The organism is Streptomyces sp. NPDC024698, from assembly GCF_055559015.1.
On the sequence record NZ_JBVHLK010000031.1, the window covers coordinates 1 to 19,571 of the forward strand.

The 19,571-nt window shown below is 71.5% G+C and carries 16 protein-coding genes; 8 read left to right on the plus strand and 8 right to left on the minus strand.

Going from position 1 to position 19,571, the window contains the following annotated elements; translation table 11 throughout:
- Positions 1–137: 137 nt before the first annotated feature.
- From ACZ4AA_RS35600 to ACZ4AA_RS35615, 4 genes are all read right to left on the minus strand, one after another.
- The gene (locus ACZ4AA_RS35600) at positions 138–2,393 is read right to left on the minus strand and encodes a HelD family protein (RefSeq protein ID WP_467612037.1); all 2,256 of its coding nucleotides are present in this window, start codon (positions 2,391–2,393) and stop codon (positions 138–140) included.
- A gap of 192 nt (positions 2,394–2,585) precedes the next feature.
- Positions 2,586–2,918: a thioredoxin family protein gene (locus tag ACZ4AA_RS35605; RefSeq protein WP_467611925.1), complete on the minus strand. Its 333-nt coding sequence runs from the start codon at positions 2,916–2,918 to the stop codon at positions 2,586–2,588.
- Positions 2,915–3,343, minus strand: a complete 429-nt coding sequence (locus ACZ4AA_RS35610; protein ID WP_467611929.1) for a MerR family transcriptional regulator — start codon at positions 3,341–3,343, stop codon at positions 2,915–2,917. Before ACZ4AA_RS35610 ends, ACZ4AA_RS35605 begins: the two co-directional genes overlap by 4 nt.
- A 68-nt stretch (positions 3,344–3,411) precedes the next feature.
- Complete coding sequence (locus tag ACZ4AA_RS35615) at positions 3,412–3,933, minus strand: Lrp/AsnC family transcriptional regulator (RefSeq protein ID WP_467611932.1); 522 nt, start codon at positions 3,931–3,933, stop codon at positions 3,412–3,414.
- Positions 3,934–4,003: 70 nt separating this feature from the next.
- Between ACZ4AA_RS35615 and ACZ4AA_RS35620 the strand changes: the two genes are divergently transcribed.
- Positions 4,004–4,906 carry an NAD-dependent epimerase/dehydratase family protein gene (locus ACZ4AA_RS35620; RefSeq protein ID WP_467611935.1) on the plus strand — a complete coding sequence of 301 codons (903 nt, stop codon included), beginning with the start codon at positions 4,004–4,006 and terminating at the stop codon, positions 4,904–4,906.
- A gap of 10 nt (positions 4,907–4,916) precedes the next feature.
- On the opposite strand, the gene ACZ4AA_RS35625 is transcribed toward ACZ4AA_RS35620, so the two are convergent.
- A complete protein-coding gene (locus ACZ4AA_RS35625) occupies positions 4,917–5,681 on the minus strand; it encodes a DUF2127 domain-containing protein (RefSeq protein ID WP_467611938.1) in 765 nt (254 codons plus the stop codon).
- A gap of 68 nt (positions 5,682–5,749) precedes the next feature.
- Positions 5,750–7,522, minus strand: coding sequence for an MFS transporter (locus ACZ4AA_RS35630; protein WP_467612040.1), 1,773 nt, complete (start codon positions 7,520–7,522; stop codon positions 5,750–5,752).
- Positions 7,523–7,701: 179 nt separating this feature from the next.
- On the opposite strand from ACZ4AA_RS35630, the gene ACZ4AA_RS35635 reads away from it, so the two are divergent.
- Entirely contained in the window at positions 7,702–8,319 is a 618-nt protein-coding gene (locus tag ACZ4AA_RS35635; RefSeq protein WP_467611941.1) for a TetR/AcrR family transcriptional regulator, read from the plus strand.
- 142 nt (positions 8,320–8,461) lie between these two features.
- On the opposite strand, the gene ACZ4AA_RS35640 is transcribed toward ACZ4AA_RS35635, so the two are convergent.
- Positions 8,462–9,880 (minus strand): cation:dicarboxylate symporter family transporter, encoded by a 1,419-nt coding sequence (locus ACZ4AA_RS35640; protein WP_467612043.1) that lies wholly within the window; start codon positions 9,878–9,880, stop codon positions 8,462–8,464.
- 184 nt (positions 9,881–10,064) lie between these two features.
- Between ACZ4AA_RS35640 and ACZ4AA_RS35645 the strand changes: the two genes are divergently transcribed.
- The 3 genes from ACZ4AA_RS35645 (at position 10,065) to ACZ4AA_RS35655 (ending at position 13,318) form a co-directional block, all read left to right on the plus strand.
- Positions 10,065–11,744 carry a sensor histidine kinase gene (locus ACZ4AA_RS35645; protein ID WP_467611944.1) on the plus strand — a complete coding sequence of 560 codons (1,680 nt, stop codon included), beginning with the start codon at positions 10,065–10,067 and terminating at the stop codon, positions 11,742–11,744.
- Positions 11,741–12,418 carry a response regulator gene (locus ACZ4AA_RS35650; protein ID WP_467611947.1) on the plus strand — a complete coding sequence of 226 codons (678 nt, stop codon included), beginning with the start codon at positions 11,741–11,743 and terminating at the stop codon, positions 12,416–12,418. Before ACZ4AA_RS35645 ends, ACZ4AA_RS35650 begins: the two co-directional genes overlap by 4 nt.
- A 186-nt stretch (positions 12,419–12,604) precedes the next feature.
- Positions 12,605–13,318: a helix-turn-helix domain-containing protein gene (locus ACZ4AA_RS35655; RefSeq protein ID WP_467611950.1), complete on the plus strand. Its 714-nt coding sequence runs from the start codon at positions 12,605–12,607 to the stop codon at positions 13,316–13,318.
- 93 nt (positions 13,319–13,411) lie between these two features.
- On the opposite strand, the gene ACZ4AA_RS35660 is transcribed toward ACZ4AA_RS35655, so the two are convergent.
- Positions 13,412–14,437, minus strand: coding sequence for an ATP-dependent 6-phosphofructokinase (locus tag ACZ4AA_RS35660; protein ID WP_467611953.1), 1,026 nt, complete (start codon positions 14,435–14,437; stop codon positions 13,412–13,414).
- Positions 14,438–14,688: 251 nt separating this feature from the next.
- Here ACZ4AA_RS35660 and pta point away from each other — a divergent pair, with 251 nt between their 5' ends.
- The 3 genes from pta (at position 14,689) to pyk (ending at position 19,568) form a co-directional block, all read left to right on the plus strand.
- Complete coding sequence (gene pta, locus ACZ4AA_RS35665) at positions 14,689–16,779, plus strand: phosphate acetyltransferase (RefSeq protein ID WP_467611956.1); 2,091 nt, start codon at positions 14,689–14,691, stop codon at positions 16,777–16,779.
- A 41-nt stretch (positions 16,780–16,820) separates the two neighbouring features.
- A complete protein-coding gene (locus ACZ4AA_RS35670) occupies positions 16,821–18,041 on the plus strand; it encodes an acetate kinase (RefSeq protein WP_467612046.1) in 1,221 nt (406 codons plus the stop codon).
- A gap of 96 nt (positions 18,042–18,137) precedes the next feature.
- Positions 18,138–19,568 (plus strand): pyruvate kinase, encoded by a 1,431-nt coding sequence (gene pyk, locus ACZ4AA_RS35675; protein WP_467611959.1) that lies wholly within the window; start codon positions 18,138–18,140, stop codon positions 19,566–19,568.
- Positions 19,569–19,571: the final 3 nt, after the last annotated feature.

Genomic DNA, 19,571 nt, shown 5'->3' on the forward strand with positions numbered 1-19,571 from the left:
GCAGTCCTAGACAGCTCCACCACATCGGAGGTCTTCGCCATGTTCAAGACCCGCCAGTGTCAACAACGCTCGTGATCAATACACCTAGGGCGTGTCCGGTCCCCGGCGGCATGTCCGCCGGGGACCGGGCGGCGCCGTCACTCCAGGCCGGTGCCCCGCAGCGAGGCCGGCAGTTCACCGGTGTGCAGCACGCCCAGCGCCTGGGTGGCCCGGGTCAGTGCCACGTACAGGTCGCTCGTCCCGTACGCGGCCGGCTCGACCACCAGGACGGAGTCGAACTCCAGGCCCTTGGCCTGCCGGGGGTCGAGGAGCACCACCGCGCGGGTGAGGTCGGGCTCCGTTCCCGCGCTCACCCCGTCCAGCCGGGCGGCGAGCGCGGGGTGCAGGGACCGCGGCGCGATCACCGCGAGTCTCCCCTCGGCCGGGGTCAGTTCGGCGACGGCCTTGGCGACCGCGCCGGGCAGATCGTCCCCGGCCTCCCGCGCCCAGGGCCGTACCCCGGTGGACCGCACGGAGCGCGGCGGCTCGAATCCGGGGCGCTCGGCCCGCACCACACCGGCGGCGACGTCCATGATCTCGGACGGGGTGCGGTAGTTGACGCCGAGCCGGGTGTGCTCCCAGCGGTCGTGCACGTACGGGGAGAGGATCTCCTCCCACGATCCGACCCCCGCCGCCTCCGCGGTCTGCGCGGGATCGCCGACGAGCGTCATCGACCGGGTGGGGCTGCGGCGCATCAGCAGGCGCCACGCCATCGGCGACAGCTCCTGCGCCTCGTCGACGATGATGTGGCCGAAGGCCCACGTCCGGTCGGCGGCGGCGCGCTCGGCGGCGCTGCGGTGGTCGTCCTCCTCGTGCCGCTGCGCCATCCGCTCGGCGTCGATGACGTGGTGCGCGGACAGGACCTCGGAGTCCTCCTCGTCCTTGTCCTCGAACTCGTAGGTCCGCGAGGCGTAGGAGACGTCCAGCACGCCCTGCGCGTAGGCGATCTGGGTACGGCGTTCCTGGTCGGCCTGCGCCCGTGCGAGCCGGTCGTCCTCGCCGAGGAGTTCGGCCGCCTCGTCCAGCAGCGGGACGTCCGCCGCGGTCCAGTCGGCGGGACCGGTCGTCGGGCGGTGGATCGCCGCCGCGTCCGCGTCCGGGACATGGCCGTACGGGTCGGCCAGGAAGTCGGCGACCAGGCGCCGCGGGGTCAGTCGCGGCCACAACTGATCGACGGCCGACCAGACTTCGGGATTCTCGGCGAGTTCGTCGCGGATCTGGGTGATGTCGCTCGGGTCGAGGAGGTTGGAGCCGTCGAAGGGGTCCGTGCCGATGCGTTCGGCGAGCATGTCGGTGAGCGTGTTGAGGATGTGGCCCTCGAAGTGCTCGCGGGCCGCGTTGTGGGGCAGACCGGCCGCGCGGGCGCGTTCGCGGGCGACCCGGACGAGCCCTGCGTCGAGCATCAGGACGTCACGGTCGTGCTCGATCGCGATCACCGGGTCGGGCAGGGCCTGGCGGTCCCGTACGACCCCGGCGAGGACGTCGGCCATTGCGGCGCGGCCCTTCACGGCGACGGCCTCGGGTGTGTCGGAGGCGGTCGCGTGCACGCCGGGGAAGAGTTCGCCGACGGTCGAGAGCAGCACCCCGGTCTCACCGAGCGCGGGCAGCACCTCACCGATGTAGCCGAGGAAGGCGGGGTTGGGGCCGACGATCAGGACGGCCCGCTTGGCGAGCAGTTCGCGGTGTTCGTAGAGCAGGTACGCGGCGCGGTGCAGGGCGACAGCCGTCTTGCCGGTGCCGGGGCCGCCCTCGACGACCATGACGCCCCGGTGCGGGGCGCGGATGATCCGGTCCTGCTCGGCCTGGATGGTCTGCACGATGTCGCTCATCCGGCCGGTGCGGGCCGAGGTGAGCGCGGCGAGGAGCACGGCGTCGCCGGACGGGTCCTCGTGACCGGTGCGCTCACGGTCGCCGAGGTCGAGGATCTCGTCGTGCAGTTCGGTGACGTGCCGGCCCGCGGTGGCGATGTGCCGGCGGCGGCGCAGGCCCATCGGGGTGTGGCCGGTGGCCAGGTAGAAGGGCCGGGCGACCGGGGCCCGCCAGTCGATGAGGATCGGGGTGCGCTCGATGTCCTCGGCGCGGACGCCGATGCGGCCGATGTGGTGGCTGGCGCCGGCGGACGGGCCGCCTTCCACCGGTGACAGGTCGATGCGGCCGAAGCAGAGCGAACCGTCCACGGCGTTCAGCGCGGCCAGCAGTCCCGAGCGTTCGGCGACCAGGACATCCCGTTCGAGTCGGGCCTGCATGGGCGTGTTGCCCTGGGCGAGCGCGTCCTCGACGGACTCCTCGGTGGCACCGCGCAGGGCGTCCACACGCGCGTACAGCCCGTCGATGAATTCCTGCTCGCTTCGCAGTTCATCGTCGGGGAATTCTGTATGTGATCCCTTGCTTGACAATTCTGCTCCCACCCAGATATACTGCGCCTACTGAACTTCTTCATGACCTCATTCTCTCGAAGTCATGAATCAATAAATATACGCAGAGAAATCCCCCGGACGCAATTGCCCAGGGGATTTTTTGTGTTCCGGCGTGTCCGCCGGGTGGGGTCAGAGCACGTCGTCCACTTCCTGGAGCAGTCGTCGCTTGGCTCGGGCGCCCACCATCGACTTCACGGGTTCGCCGTCGCGGAAGACCATGAACGTCGGCATCGAGAGCACTCCGTAAGCCAGTGTCGTCTCCGGATTGGTGTCGACGTCCAGCTGGACCACCTTGAAGCGGTCGCCCTCCTCGAAGGCCAGCTCGCCGAGCACGGGACCCATCTGCCGGCACGGCGGGCACCAGTCGGCCGTGAACTCCACCAGCACGGGCAGTTCCGAGCCGATCACCTCCGCCCCGAAGTCCGCGTCCGTCACCTCGGTCACGCCTGTCGCCCTGATCATCGCGTCCGCCCTCCCAGTTCGCATACGGGTTCCGGACCACCCGGGACCTCCGCGTCGGCCGCCAGCGCGTCCCGCGCCCGCTCCGCCCGCTCCAGCTGGTCGCCGACCTGCGCGCGCACCGAGCGCAGCTCGTCGATCAGCGCGTCGAGCTCGCCGAGCTTGCGCCGGTAGACGTCCAGGGACGCCGGGCAGGAGTCGCCCTCGGGGTGGCCGGCCCGCAGACACTCCACGAAGGGCCGCGTCTCCTCCAGGTCGAACCCGAAGTCCTGAAGGGTCCTGATCTGCCGGAGCAGCCGCAGGTCGTGCTCGTCGTACGTGCGGTACCCGTTCTCGCCCCGCCGCGCGGGGAGCAGGCCCCGCGACTCGTAGTAGCGCAGGGTCCGCGTGGTCGTCCCGGCCAATGCGGCCAGCTCGCCGATTCGCATGACCCCGACGGTAGTCCTTGACGCCGACGTCAAGGCAAGCGTGCGCGCGGGTGGGGCACGGGGGCGGGTCAGCGCGTGGTGCGGGGCAGCAGCGGCTTGCGGTCCACCGGGGACGACAGCACGATCGAGGTCGTCGTCCGCCCCAGCGCGGAGGTCTGTTCCAGGACGTCCTCCAGATGGATCGTGTCCTCGACGGCGACCTTGAGGATCCAGCAGTCCTCGCCGACGACGTGGTGGGCCTCGGTGACCTCGGGGCGGGCCAGCAGTTCCAGGGTCCGCGGGTGCCTGAGCGTATAGCCGCCGTGCGGGTCGACGCGGATGAAGGCCTGGATGCCGTAGCCGAGGCGGGACGCGGACACCTGGGCGCCGTATCCGGTGATCGCGCCCGTGGCCTCCAGCCGGCGCACCCGCTCCGCGACGGCGGCCGGGCTCAGCCGGACGCGGCGGCCCAGCTCGCTGAGCTTGATGCGGCCCTCGCTCTGGAGCAGTTCCAGGATCTGCCGGTCGAGCGCGTCGAAGCCCGCCGTCGTTTCGCCGGAGACGGCGCGCGGATGCCGTGTTTCTTTCGGTGCGAACGCCGGATCTCCCATGTCTCCCCCTTCGGAACCGGCCGGTGCGACCGGAGAATTATGACCACAGGGCGAAAACAGGGAGAGCGGCATGCGGGAGATCTGCGTCATCGGCGGAAACCGGTATTTCGGAAAGCGTCTCATCGCCCGGCTGACGGCGGCCGGCGACCGGGTCACGGTGGTCAACCGCGGTTCGTCCGCGCCGCCCGCCGGGACGGTCCATCTGATCGCCGACCGCGACGACGAGAAGTCCCTGGAGGAGGCGCTGGGTCCACGGGTGTTCGACGTGGTCGTCGACCAGGTCTGCTACACCCCGCGGCAGGCTCGGATCGCCCGCCGGGTCTTCGCCGGACGCACCCGCCGGTACGTGATGACGTCGACCGTGGAGGTGTACGAGCACGAGGACACGGCGGAACCGGTCGGCGAGGACGCCGTGGATGCCCGCGCGGTCACCGTCGACACCGGACTGCCCTGGGACGAACCGGAGTTCCTCGACGCCCACTACGGCGAGGGCAAGCGGCAGGCGGAGGCGGTGTTCGCGGCCGCCCCGGAATTCCCGTACGTGGCCGTGCGCGTCGCCCATGTGCTGGGCGGGGACGACGACTTCACCGGGCGGCTGGAGCACTACGCCGACCGGATCCGTGCCGGGAAGCCGATCGCCGTGCCCGCCGTGAACCGTCCGGCGACCTTCATCCACGTCGAGGAGATCGCCGACTTCCTGTTCTGGGCGGTGGGCGAGGAGTTCACGGGCCCGGTCAACGCGGCCTCCCACGGGGTGCTGAGCACGAGGGAGTTGTGCGAGGCGATCGGCGCGCGGCTCCCGGAGGGCCGGACGGTCCTGGAGAGCGTCGAGGCGGGCGAGGTGTCCCCGTTCTCGTTCCGCCGTTCCTACGGCATGGACAACTCCCGGGCCGCCCGGCTCGGTTTCCCCTTCGGCGAGGCACGGGCCTGGCTGCCGCGCGCCGTGGCCGAGACGCTCGGCGCGGACCGCTGAACCGGCCGGGTCAGACCATGACCCCGGCCGACTCCTCCACCTCCAGCAGGGACGCGCTCCGCCGTTCCGCCTCGAACGCCCTGTGTCCGCCGCGCAGGCCGAACAGCCGCTTGGCGAGAAGGATGTAGAGGACGGCGAGGATGTTCAGGACCAGCGTCGTGATCTTCAGCCAGCTGATGTGCTCGGTGAGTTCGTAGATCTCCAGCGGGAGGAACGCGGCGGTGGCGACGACCGTGAGGTACTCCGCCCAGCGCTTGGCGTACCAGAGCCCGACCGCCTCGACGAGCTCGATCAGCGCGTACGCCAGCAGCAGTCCCGCGACCAGCAGCAGCGTGGAGTGCTTGTAGCCGAAGGTCTTCTGGATGGTGCCGACGACGGGCGAGTGGTCGAGGTCGTAGTGGAAGTGCCGGAAGACCGGCCTGAGCACGTCGAGGTACTCGTCGAAGAGCCGGCGCACCGCGTCCTGGCTGTTGCTGAACTTCCACACGGCGGCCGCGACCGCCACGATGAACACCCCGCGCACGGCCCGCTCGATCGCCAGGAAGCGCAGGATGAACAGATCCCGGAGCACCTTGCCGCGCGGCACGAGCGGCGCCTCGGCCGCCGGGCCCGAGCCGTGCGGGGCGCCGAGCGCGAAGTCGCCGCAGCGCAGACAGCGCCAGATCTCGCCGAGCGCGGTCTCGGCGCGCAGCCGCACCCGCAGGCGCGGGTCGTCCGGCGCGTAGGTGACGTGCCCCTTGCGCGCACACGTACGCCGGTCCCAGTCGATCTTCATGCTCGGTGTCCTCCGCAGAACGTGCCGTGCCGTGCCGGACGGTCCGGCACGGCACGGTAGTGCATGTTCTACGAGACGGCGGCCCGGGGGGTCACGGTTCCTGCCTCGGTCCCGCCCTCGTCGGCGCCTTCGCTCCCGGCCGGCTGCTCGGCACCGGCCGCGGTCCCCGCCTCGGTCCCGTCACCCGCTTCGGCATCGGCATCGGCTCGGGCTTCGGCCTCCGTACGCGCCCTGCCCGGCAGCAGCACCGCCACCAGCACCGTGCCCACGCCCAGGATCACCGCTCCGACGAGGCTGGTGTGGGCCACCGCGTCCGCGAAGGACGAACCGACCGCGTCCGCCATCTGCCGGGCTCCGCCGGCGAGTTGACCGGCCTGCGCCTTCAACTGGGCCGCCTGTTCGGCGTTCGCCGACCGCGCGGCCTGCTCGCCGAGCGCCCGGGCCTTGTCACCGATGCCCTGGGCGACGGCGTACCCGGCGCCCACCGAGTCCTGCGCCGTGGCCAGGGCCCCCGCCGGGAGCTTGCTGCCGGCGGTCGCGTCGGCGAGGTGCGAGGAGTACGAACCGGCCAGCACCGAGCCGAGGATGGCGATGCCGAGCGAGCCGCCGAGTTCGAGCGAGGTGTCGTTGACCGCGCCGCCGACGCCCAGTTCGGCCTCGGGGAACGCGCCCATGATCGCGTCCGTGCAGGGTGACAGCGCCAGACCGATGGCGAGGCCCAGCATCACGAGGGGCACGACGAGGTCGCCGTACGCCGAGGAGGCGTCCACCCGGGTGAGCAGCGCCAGCGCCACCGTGCCGCCGACCATGCCCGCGGTGACGGTGAAGCGCATGCCGATGCGCGGGGTGAGGTAGCCGGTGAGCGCCGAGCCCACGAAGACGGCACCGGCGAGCGGCAGCATCCGCACGCCGGTGTCCAGCGCGTCGTAGCCGAGGACGAACTGGAGGTGCTGGGTGAGGTAGTAGAAGGCGCCGAAGACGGCCAGGAAGAAGAGGGCGACGGCGAGGTTCGAGCCGGCGAAGCGACGGTGGGCGAAGCGCCGTACGTCGATGACCGGGCGCGGGTGGCGCAGCTCCCACAGGACGAAGAGGACCAGTCCGGTCCCGGCGACGACCGCGGCGGTCACGGCCTTCACGCCCCACCCGAAGTGCGGCCCTTCGATGATCATGTAGACGAGCGAGCCGATCCAGACGACCGAGAGCAGCCCGCCGACGTAGTCGATGCGGTGGTGGTGCGCGGCCCGGGACGGCGGCACCAGGACCAGCGCGCCGACGATGGCGAGTGCGGCGATCGGCACGTTGATCAGGAACGTGGACGACCAGCCGTGGTGTTCGAGCAGGGCTCCCGCGACGAGCGGACCTGCGGCGATGGCGAGTCCGGCGGTGGCGGTCCACAGGACGATCGCCTTGGCCCGTTCGGCGCGCGGGAAGGTCGCGGCGAGCAGGGAGAGGGTGGCCGGCATGATCAGCGCGGCGCCGACGCCCATGACGGCGCGGGCCGCGATGACCCCGGTGGAACTGCCGACGAGCGAGCCGGCGACGGCGCCGCCGCCGAACACGACGAGTCCGAGGACGAGCGCGCCGCGGCGGCTGTACTTGTCGCCGATCGCGCCGAGCAGCAGCATCAGGGCCGCGTACGGGACGGTGTAGCCGTCGATGACCCATTGCAGGTCGGCGCTGGACAGGCCGAGGTCCCGGGTCATGTCGGGAGCGGCGACCGTGAGGGCGGTGTTCGCCATCACGATGATCAGCAGGCTCAGGCAGAGGACCAGCAGCGCCCACCACCGTCTGGCGTAGGGCCGGTCCATCCTCTCGACCGGTTCGTTCATGACGAGACGCATGGCTACGGTCACCCTTCCTTCGTCGACGGGCACGGAGATCGTCCGCGCCAGGACTTGCACAGCGGAGTGCAACTGCACAACAGTGTGCAAGATACGAGATTGCACAGCGCTGTGCAAATGAAGGAGGTCGAGACCCTGTGCTCACCGGACAGGCGGCCGCCCGGCGGCGGGCGGGCAGAATGACAGCCATGACCACGGGTAACCCGAGCCGCGCCGATGTGAACCGCCGCCGCATCCTGGATGTCGCGCTCGCCGAACTGCTGCGTGACCCCGATGCGTCCATGGACCAGATCGCGCGGGCGGCGGGGGTCGTACGACGCACGGTCTACGGGCATTTCCCCAGCCGCGAGGCGCTGGTCGGCACCCTGACCGACGAGGCCGTGGAGGCCGTCGCGGCGGCGCACGCGGCGGGCCGCGAGGGGGTCGTGGACCCGGCCGAGTCGCTGGCCCGCTCGACCCTGGCCGTCTGGGAGATCGCCGACCGCTACCGGCTGCTGGTCGCCCTCGCCCAGCGCAGCGTGACCATGCAGGGCATCAGGGAACGTCTGACGCCGGTGCGCGAGGCCTGCGCGGAGATCCTCCGACGCGGCCTGGAACAGGGCGTGTTCGCCTCACCGCTGCCTCCGTACGCGCTGGCGTACGTGCACGAGCAGACCTTGTTCGCCCTCATGGAGGCGGTGAACGACGGGCTCCTGGCGGCGGAGGAGGCGGGCAGCTCCGCCACGGTCACGATGCTGACCGCGGCGGGCGTGCCCGCCTCACGCGCCACCGAACTGGTGGCGAAGCTGAGCGGCTGAGCCCCGGAGGAGTCAGGAGCCTCCGGGGACCGGGCCGTCCTCAGCCGTGCACCGGACGGCCGGGCCCGTGGGGGGATGCCCGGCCGTCCGGGCGTCCCTGGGCCCGTCGGGCGGGGAGGGCCGGACGGGCTCCAGGAGCTTCCTACGCCGTGGCCGGTTCCTTCTCCCCGCCCTGCTCGGGTACGTCCGCGCGGACGCCGGTGGAGGCGTCGGCCTCGTCCAGCAGGGTCCTCTCGTCGAAGGGGATCTCCCCGGCGAGGACGCGGGACACCCGCTCCTTGTCGATCTCCTTCGTCCACGTCCCGATCAGGACCGTCGCCACGGCGTTGCCGGCGAAGTTCGTCAGCGCGCGGGCCTCGCTCATGAAACGGTCGATGCCGACGATGAGGCCGACGCCGTCCACCAGGGCGGGCTTGTGCGACTGGAGCCCGCCTGCCAGCGTGGCCAGGCCGGCGCCGCTCACGCCCGCCGCGCCCTTGGAAGCGACCAGCAGGAAGAGCAGCAGCGGGATCTGCTCCCCGAGGGCCATCGGCGTGCCCATCGCGTCGGCGATGTAGAGCGAGGCCATGGTCATGTAGATCATCGTGCCGTCGAGGTTGAAGGAGTAGCCGGTCGGGACGGTGATGCCGACCACCGACTTGCCGACGCCCAGGTGCTCCATCTTCGCGATGAGCCGCGGCAGGGCGGACTCGGAGGACGAGGTGGACAGGATCAGCAGGAACTCCCGGCCCAGATACCTCAGGAACGCCAGGATGTTCAGGCCCGTCACCACGCGCAGCAGCGTGCCGAGCACGACGAAGACGAAGAGGAAGCAGGTGACGTAGAAACCGAGCATCAGCACGGCGAGGCTCTTGAGCGCGTCCAGGCCCGCGGAGCCCGTGACGGCGGCGATGGCGCCGAACGCCCCGAGCGGGGCCGCCCACATGACCATGGCGAGGATCCGGAAGACGAGCCGCTGGATGTGCTCCACCCCGCGCAGCACCGGCTGCCCCGCCGGTCCCAGCGCCTGGAGGGCGAACCCGGTCAGGAGCGCCACGAGCAGGGTCTGGAGCACCTGGCCCTCGGTGAACGCCGAGATCATCGTCGTCGGGATGATCGACAGCACGAAGTCGACCGGCGGCAGCGCCTCCGCCGACACCTGGCCCTGGCCGGCCTGCTTGACCGCGTCGGTCATCGCCAGGCTGCTGCCGGGCTCCAGGATGTTGCCGACGACCAGGCCGATGGCGAGCGCGACCAGCGACATCACCAGGAAGTAGCCGAGGGCGATACCGCCGACGGCGCCCACCTTGGCGGCCTTGCGGACCGAGCCGATGCCCAGCACGATCGTGCAGAAGATGATCGGGGAGATCATCATCTTGATCAGGTTCACGAAGCCCGTACCGATGGGCTTGAGCTCGACGGCGAAGTCGGGGGCGATCAGGCCGACCGCGATCCCGAGGATCACCGCCCCGATCACGGCGATGTACAGATAGTGCGTGCGGTCCCGTCTGGCGGCGGGTGCGGCAGGTGCGGTCTGCGGCGTGCTGGCCACGGCTGCCCTCCTTGACGACGTCGTCGGCATCATCCGGCGTGCGGCTCACGACCGGCGGAATCCCGGCGTGCGGCTCACGTCCGGGGGATCCGGGAGGCATCGCTCCCGGGGGGATGAGGGGACTATCTCCCGGCGTGTGAGGGCGGTCACCCTTGCGTTCATTGAGTTCACACGCCCCCGGGGCGCCCGCGCCGGGGCGAGGCACACTGAACGGATGCGCCTCCCCCGTGTCCCGCGACCCCGCAGCCTGGCCGGCCAGCTCTTCGGCATGCAGGCCGTGCTCATCGCGGTCCTCGTCGCCGGGTACGCGCTGTTCACCTACGTCGGCGACCGCGGCCAGGCCGAGGAGGCGGCGGGCCGCCAGGCGATGGCGGTCGCGCGCTCGGTCGCGGACGCCCCGTCCGTCCACGCGGCCATCGGCACGCCTGAGCCCACCCGGGCGCTCCAGCCGTACTCCCTGCGCGTCCAGCGGGACACCGGCGTCGACTTCGTGACGATCATGAACACCCGGGGCATCCGCTGGACCCATCCCGACGAGAAGCTGATAGGCGGACACTTCCTCGGGCACATCGGCCCGGCGCTTGCGGGCAGGTCCTTCACGGAGACGTACACGGGCAGCCTCGGCGCCTCGGTGCGCGCGGTGACCCCGATCCAGGAGGACGGGCGGACCATCGGCCTGGTCAGCGCGGGCATCCGGGTCGAGGCCATCTCCGAACGCGTCCAGGACCAGGTGACGGCCCTGATCGGGGCCGCGGCGGGCGCGCTGCTCCTGGGCGCCGTCGGCACGTACGTCATCAACGCCCGGCTGCGGCGCTCCACCCACGGCATGAACGCGGCCGAGCTGAGCCGGATGCACGCCTACCACCAGGCCGCGCTGCATGCCGTACGCGAGGGGCTGCTGATGCTGGACGGGCAGTTCCGGGTGGCGCTGATGAACGACGGCGGGCGCGAACTGCTCGGGGTCACGGGCGAGGCGGTCGGGCGTTCGGTGGCCGAACTCGGGCTGCCCGCGCCGCTGACGGGCGCACTGCTGTCGGCGGAGCCCCGCGTGGACGAGGTCCATCTGACGGACGCGCGCGTCCTCGTCGTGAACACCTCCCCGGTGTCCGGCGGCGAACGGCGCGGCACGGTGGTCACCCTGCGCGACGTGACCGAACTCCAGGCGCTGACCGGCGAACTGGACTCGGAGCGCGGCTTCTCCCAGGCGCTGCGCTCGCAGGCGCACGAGGCGGCCAACCGGCTGCACACGATGGTCTCCCTCATCGAACTGGGCCGCGCCGAGGAGGCGGTCGGCTTCGCCACCGCCGAACTGGAGCTGGCGCAGGCCCTCACCGACGAGGTGGTCTCCGCGGTCAGCGAACCGGTCCTGGCGGCACTGCTGCTGGGCAAGGCCGCGCAGGCGAACGAGCGTGGGGTGGAGCTCGTGGTCTCCGAGGACAGCGGCATCGACGACGGGCTGCTCCCGGCCTCGCTCACCCCGCGCGACCTGGTCACCGTGCTCGGCAATCTGATCGACAACGCGATGGACGCGGCGCAGGGCACGGTGGGCGCGCGCGTCACGGTGACGGCCTTCACCGGGGAGTCGGCCCTGGTGCTGCGGGTCGCCGACACCGGTCCCGGGATCGATCCCGCCCACGCCGAGCGGGTCTTCCGGCACGGCTGGTCCACGAAACCGGCGGGCCCCGGCGGACGCGGTCTAGGCCTGGCGCTGGCCCGGCAGACGGTGATCCGGCACGGGGGCACACTGGAGGTACGCGAAGGAGCCGCCGGCGGGGCCGAGTTCGACGTACGCCTCCCTCTCCCGGCCCCCCTCGCGGCCCCGGGCTCCGGCCCCGTCCCCCGGGCGCGGTCCGTCCGGTCGTCCGAGTCCGTTCCTCCCGGAGGCGGCGCATGACCGATCCGATCCGCGTGCTCGTCGTCGAGGACGATCCCGTGGCCGCCGACGCGCACGTCCTGTACGTGGGCCGGGTGCCCGGGTTCACGGCCGTGGGCAAGGTCCACACCGGTGCGCAGGCGCGCCGCGCGCTGGACCGCACGCCCGTGGACCTGCTGCTCCTCGACCTGCATCTGCCGGACACGCACGGCCTCCGGCTCGCGCGCTCGCTGCGGGCCGCCGGCCATCACGCCGACGTGATCGCGGTGACCTCCGCGCGGGACCTGGCGGTCGTGCGGGAGGGGGTGTCGCTCGGGGTGGTGCAGTACGTGCTCAAGCCGTTCACCTTCGCCACGCTGCGCGACCGGCTGATCCGGTACGCGGAGTTCCGTGCGGCGGCCGGCGAGGCGAGCGGACAGGCGGAGGTGGACCGCGCGCTGGCCGCCCTGCGCGCCCCCGGCCCGGCGGCGCTGCCCAAGGGCCTGAGCGCGCCGACCCTGGAACGGGTGACCGTCACCCTCAGGGACCACCCCGGCGGGCTGACGGCGGCCGGGGCGGCCGAGGCCGTCGGCATCTCCCGGATCACGGCCCGGCGCTATCTGGAACACCTGGTGGAGGCGGGCCGCGCGGCACGGGCCCCGCAGTACGGGACGGTCGGGCGGCCGGAGCTCCAGTACCGCTGGGTGCGGAGCTGACCTGCCGGTGCAGGGGCTGCCGGGACGGACCCGCCCGGGGGATGCCGGCGGGCCGGACCGCCGTACGTCCGGCCGTTCCGTCGTACGACAGGGCGAATTCAGGACCGCGACCGAAACCGTATGTTCCTACAATCTGTGATTGTGGCCGAACAGTCCGTAGTCATCGCTGTTTCCGGCCCATAGCTTGTGCGCGTGCACCGACCGCAAGACCAACAGCCCACCCCGCCCTTCAACGCCCCCGCCGCCCGAAGACTGCGGGCAGCACTCGGAATGGGGCCCGAGCACGTCGCGTACGGCCTGAGAGCCTCGTACGGGCTGCCGTACGCGACCCCCGATCTGGTCATCGCCTGGGAGCGTGGCGTCGCGGCGCCGAGCAGTCCCGAACTCACCGCGCTGGCAGGCGTGTTGTGGTGTTCAGCAGGGGAACTCATAGGCGCGCCGAGGACGTTGCGCGAACATCGCCTCGCCCGCGAGCTGGCGGCGGAGGACGTGGCCCACGCCGTCGGGATCGGACTCCTCGCCTACGAGCGGATGGAGGAGTCCGGCACCTGGCGCGGCAACGAACGGCAGTCGGCCGCCCTGGCCGAGGTGCTCGAGCTCTCGCTGCCCGACTTCGTCACCGTGACGGGCCGGGACGGCCGGCTCGGCGACCTGTTGCGCAGCGCGGTGACGACGCGGTGGCAGGCCTATGTGCGCCCGGTCGCGAAAATGGTGCCGCTGGAGCGCGGCCTCCTGGAGATCGTGCTGGAGGAGCTGCACAGCGGCTACCAGGGGCAGATGGCCGCGACGCTGAACTGGGGCGGGGTCGCGGCCGCCGGCGGATCCGGCGAGTCCGGCCGGGACTTCCTCGACCGGGTCGTCGATCATTTCTGGACAGCCGTGCGCGGCAGCACGTACTGAGGCCCGGGACCCGGGCACGACGACGGCCCCGGGCGCGCGTCGCGCCGGGGCCGTCGTCGGACCGTCCGTGCTTCCGTGTGGCGGAGGCCGGGGCTAGAAGACCGACTCCGCCTCGTCCATGCGGTCCTTCGGGACGGTCTTCAGTTCGGTGGTCGCGTCGGCGAGCGGCACCATCTCGATGTCCGTGCCGCGCAGCGCGGTCATCCTGCCGAAGTCGCCCCGGTGCGCGGCCTCGACGGCGTGCCAGCCGAAGCGGGTGGCGAGGACGCGGTCGTACGCGGTCGGCGAGCCGCCGCGCTGGACGTGGCCGAGGATGACCGGCTTGGCCTCCTTGCCGAGGCGGCGCTCCAGCTCGTAGGCGAGGGCCGTGCCGATGCCCTGGAAGCGCTCGTGGCCGAACTGGTCGATCTCGCCGTGGCCGTAGTCCATGGTGCCCTCGGCGGGGTGGGCACCCTCGGCGACACAGATGACGGCGAACCGCTTGCCGCGCGCGAAGCGCTCCTCGACCATCGCGACCAGGTCGGACGGGTCGAAGGGACGCTCGGGCAGACAGATGCCGTGGGCGCCGGCGGCCATGCCGGACTCCAGGGCGATCCAGCCCGCGTGCCGGCCCATGACCTCGACGACCATCACACGCTGGTGGGACTCTGCCGTCGTCTTCAGACGGTCCATGGCCTCCGTGGCGACACCGACGGCGGTGTCGAAGCCGAAGGTGCGGTCCGTCGCGGAGATGTCGTTGTCGATGGTCTTCGGTACGCCGACCACCGGCAGGCCCGCGTCCGACAGCATCCGGGCCGCCGTGAGCGTGCCCTCGCCGCCGATCGGGATGAGCGCGTCGATCCCGAACTCGCGGGCCATGTCCTGGGCGTTGTCGCAGGCCTCGCGGAGCCGGTCGCGCTGGAGCCGGGAGGAGCCGAGAATGGTGCCGCCACGGGCGAGGATGCCGCTGACGGCGTTGAGGTCGAGGGTGCGGTAGTGGCCGTCGAGGAGCCCGGCGTAGCCGTCCTCGAAGCCGATGACCTCGTCGCCGAAGTTGGTGACCGCTCGGTGCACGACCGACCGGATCACTGCGTTCAGGCCAGGGCAGTCGCCGCCTGCCGTGAGAACTCCGATGCGCATCGTGCTGTGTCTCCTGCTCCCTGCCGGTTCGTGTGAGCCGCTTCGATTGTTTCACGCCCCGGGGTGCCCCGCCGATTCCGTCCACCGCCCGCCGCGCCACCGCACGCCCCCGCCCCGCCGACCGGCACACTTGCCCTGGCGGGCGCCTTAGCCAGCGCCGGAGGTATTGTCAAGAGGGTTCTGCTCACGCCGGTGGGCCCTTTTTCCGAGCCCAGAGAACAGCCTGGCGACGAAACGGATGGAGAGCACGCGTGACGCGCAGCGTGTACGTGACCGGGATCGACCGAGGCGACGGCCGGCAGGTCGTCGAACTGGGGGTCATGGAGCTCCTGACCCGCCAGGTCGACCGGGTGGGGGTGTTCCGTCCGCTCGTGCACGACGGTCCCGACCGGCTCTTCGAGCTGCTGCGGGCCCGCTACCGGCTCGCGCAGGACCCCGCGACGGTGTACGGCATGGACTACCGCGAGGCGTCCGCGCTCCAGGCCGAGCAGGGCACCGACGAGCTGGTGTCCACGCTCGTCGACCGGTTTCACCTGGTCGCCCGCGACTACGACGTCGTCCTCGTCCTCGGCACCGACTTCGCCGCCACCCAGCTCCCGGACGAACTGGCCCTCAACGCCCGCCTGGCGAACGAGTTCGCGGCGTCCGTGCTGCCGGTCGTCGGCGGCGGGGGCCAGAGCGCCGAGTCGGTGCGCGCCGAGACCCGCAACGCCTACCGCGCGTACGACGGCCTGGGGTGCGACGTCCTGGCCATGGTGGTGAACCGGGTGGCCCCCGAGGACAGGGCGGAGATCGCGCAGCGGCTCGACTCCCGTCTGCCGGTGCCCTGTTACGTCCTCCCGGACGAGCCCGCGCTCTCCGCGCCCACGGTCGCGCAGATCACCCACGCGCTCGGCGGCACGGTGCTGCTCGGCGACGACGCCGGGCTCGCCCGTGACGCGCTGGACTTCGTCTTCGGCGGCGCGATGCTGCCGAACTTCCTGACGGCGCTGACCCCGGGATGTCTCGTGGTCACCCCGGGGGACCGGGCCGACCTGGTGATCGGCTCGCTCGCCGCGCACAGCGCCGGCACCCCGCCGATAGCCGGCATCCTGCTCACCCTGGACGAGAAGCCCACGGGCGAGATCCTCACGCTCGCGGCCCGCCTCGCGCCCGGCACGCCGGTCGTCTCGGTGGCCGGGAACTCCTTCCCCACCGCCGAGGCGCTGTTCGCCCTTGAGGGCAAGCTGAACGCGGCCACGCCCCGCAAGGCGGAGACCGCGCTCGGCCTGTTCGAGCGTCATGTGGACACCGCCGACCTGCTCAAGCGGGTCTCCGCGCCCAGCAGCGACCGGCTCACCCCGATGATGTTCGAGCACCAGCTGCTGGAGCAGGCCCGCTCCGACCGGCGCCGCGTCGTGCTGCCCGAGGGCACCGAGGAGCGTGTCCTGCACGCGGCCGAGGTGCTGCTGCGCCGGGGTGTCTGCGATCTGACCCTGCTCGGCCCGGTCGACCAGATCCGCAAGAAGGCCGCCGACCTCGGCATCGACGTCGGCGCCACCCAGCTGATCGACCCTCAGACGTCGCCGCTGCGGGACTCCTTCGCCGAGAAGTACGCCGAACTGCGGGCCCACAAGGGCGTCACGGTGGAACTGGCCTACGACGTGGTCGCGGACGTGAACTACTTCGGGACGCTGATGGTGGAGGAGGGCCTCGCCGACGGGATGGTGTCGGGGGCCGTGCACTCGACGGCGGCGACGATCCGGCCCGCCTTCGAGATCATCAAGACCCGGCCGGAGTCGAGGATCGTCTCGTCCGTCTTCTTCATGTGCCTGGCCGACAAGGTCCTGGTCTACGGCGACTGCGCGGTGAACCCCGACCCGAACGCCGAGCAGCTGTGCGACATCGCCATCTCCTCGGCGGCCACCGCGGAGCAGTTCGGTGTGCGGCCGCGGATCGCGATGCTGTCGTACTCCACCGGCACCTCGGGTTCGGGCGCCGACGTGGACAAGGTGCGCGAGGCGACCGAGCTGGTCCGCGCGCGCCGCGGCGACCTGCGGATCGAGGGGCCGATCCAGTACGACGCCGCCGTCGAGCCGTCGGTCGCGGCGACCAAGCTGCCGGAGTCGGAGGTCGCCGGGCAGGCCTCCGTGCTGATCTTCCCCGACCTCAACACCGGCAACAACACCTACAAGGCCGTGCAGCGTTCGGCCGGCGCGATCGCCGTCGGCCCGGTGCTCCAGGGTCTGCGCAAGCCCGTCAACGACCTGTCCCGCGGCGCGCTCGTCCAGGACATCGTCAACACGGTCGCCATCACGGCGATCCAGTCCCAGACCCCCGACCGGAAGGCTGCCGTTCAGTGAGCGACCGTCCGCCCCCCTCGGCCGCCGCCGTGCCCGAGGAGATCGCCTCCCCGCAGGCCGTGCGGGTCCTCGTCCTCAACTCCGGCTCGTCGTCGGTGAAGTACCAGCTGCTCGACATGCGCGACGGCACCCGGCTGGCCGTCGGCCTGGTGGAGCGGATCGGCGAGGGCACCTCCCTGCTGCGGCACACCACGCACACGACGGGCGAGACCCGCGAGCGGGCCGACACGTTCGCCGACCACGAGGCCGCGCTGAAGGCGATGGCCGAGGAGCTGGCGGTGGACGGGCTCGGCCTGGACTCCCCCGAACTCGCCGCCATCGGCCACCGGGTGGTGCACGGCGGGCGGGCGTTCACCGAGCCGACGGTCATCGACGCGGAGGTCCTCGCGGAGATCGAGCGGCTGATCCCGGTCGCCCCCCTGCACAACCCGGCGAACCTCACGGGCATCCGCACCGCGATGGCGCTGCGCCCCGACCTCCCCCAGGTCGCGATCTTCGACACCGCGTTCCACACGACGATGCCGGAGGCGGCGGCGCGCTACGCGATCGACGTGGCGACGGCGGACGAGCACCGCATCCGCCGGTACGGCTTCCACGGCACCTCGCACGCCTACGTCTCGCGGACGACGGCCGACCTCCTCGGCAAGGCGCCCGAGGAGGTCAACGTCATCGTGCTGCACCTGGGCAACGGGGCCTCGGCGTCCGCGGTCAGGGGCGGGCGGTGCGTGGACACCTCGATGGGGCTGACCCCTCTGGAGGGGCTGGTGATGGGAACGCGGTCCGGTGACGTGGACCCGGCCGTCATCTTCCATTTGGAGCGCGTTGGCAACATGTCCACGGACGAGATCGACACTCTTCTCAACAAGAGGAGCGGGCTGATCGGTCTGTGCGGCGACAACGACATGCGGGAGATCCGCCGCCGTGTCGACGAGGGGGACGAGCGGGCCCGGCTCGCCTTCGACATCTACATCCACCGGCTGAAGAAATACATCGGCGCCTACTACGCGGTCCTGGGCCGGGTGGACGCCGTGGCCTTCACCGCCGGGGTGGGCGAGAACTCCGCCCCGGTGCGCGAGGCGGCGATCAGGGGCCTGGAAGAACTGGGGCTCGCGGTCGACGGCGAACTGAACGCCGTGCGCGGAGGGGAACCCCGGCTCATCTCGCCGCCGTACGCACGTGTCGCGGTCGCGGTCGTGCCGACGGACGAGGAACTGGAGATCGCCACACAGACGTACGCACTGGTCGGAAAAGGCGATGCCTGAGCGGGGCGGAGAGCCACGCCTGAGCGACCGCCCGCCCATTTGTATCTTCCGCCAGACGGAATATTCCGATGCGAAACAAACCGATAGGATCGCCCCATGCGCCGTTCGAAAATCGTCTGTACTCTCGGCCCCGCGGTCGACTCCCACGAGAAGCTTGTCGCGCTGATCCAGGCCGGCATGAACGTGGCCCGCTTCAACTTCAGCCACGGCTCTCACTCCGAGCACCAGGGCCGGTACGACCGTGTCCGGGCCGCCTCGGCCGAGACCGGCATCGCCATCGGTGTCCTCGCCGACCTCCAGGGCCCCAAGATCCGTCTGGAGACCTTCGCCGAGGGTCCCGTCGAGCTGGAGCGTGGCGACGAGTTCGTCATCACGGCCGAGGACGTCCCGGGTGACAAGCACATCTGCGGCACGACCTACAAGGGTCTGCCCGGTGACGTCTCCAAGGGCGACCAGATCCTGATCAACGACGGCAACGTCGAGCTGCGGGTCGTCGAGATCGACGGCCCCCGGGTCAAGACGGTCGTCATCGAGGGCGGTGTCATCTCCGACCACAAGGGCATCAACCTGCCCGGCGCGGCCGTGAACGTGCCCGCGCTGTCGGAGAAGGACGTCGAGGACCTGCGCTTCGCCCTGCGGATGGGCTGCGACATGGTCGCCCTGTCCTTCGTGCGCGACGCCAGCGACGTGAACGACGTCCACAAGGTGATGGACGAGGAGGGCCGCCGCGTCCCCGTCATCGCCAAGGTGGAGAAGCCGCAGGCGGTCGACAACATGGAGGGCGTCGTCGCGGCGTTCGACGCCGTCATGGTGGCCCGTGGTGACCTGGCCGTCGAGTACCCGCTGGAGCGCGTCCCGATGGTGCAGAAGCGCCTCGTGGAGCTGTGCCGCCGCAACGCCAAGCCGGTGATCGTCGCGACCCAGATGATGGAGTCGATGATCACCAACTCCCGCCCGACGCGCGCCGAGGCCTCCGACGTGGCCAACGCGATCCTGGACGGCGCGGACGCGGTCATGCTGTCGGCCGAGTCCAGCGTGGGCGCGTACCCGATCGAGACCGTGAAGACGATGTCGAAGATCGTCGCCGCGGCCGAGGAGGAGCTCCTCTCCAAGGGCCTCCAGCCGCTCGTCCCGGGCAAGAAGCCGCGCACGCAGGGCGGTTCGGTCGCCCGCGCCGCCTGCGAGATCGCCGACTTCCTCGGCGGCAAGGGCCTGGTGGCCTTCACCAAGTCCGGTGACACCGCCCGCCGCCTCTCGCGCTACCGCGCCGCCCAGCCGATCCTGGCCTTCACCACGGACGAGGGCACCCGCAACCAGCTGACGCTGAGCTGGGGCGTCGAGTCGCACGTCGTGCCGTTCGTGAACAGCACCGACGAGATGGTCGACCTGGTCGACCGCGAGCTCCAGAAGCTCAAGCGGTTCAACGAGGGCGACGTCGTCGTGATGACCGCCGGTTCGCCCCCCGGCGTGCCCGGCACCACCAACATGGTCCGGGTGCACCACCTGGGCGAGAGCGGCCAGGCCTGATCC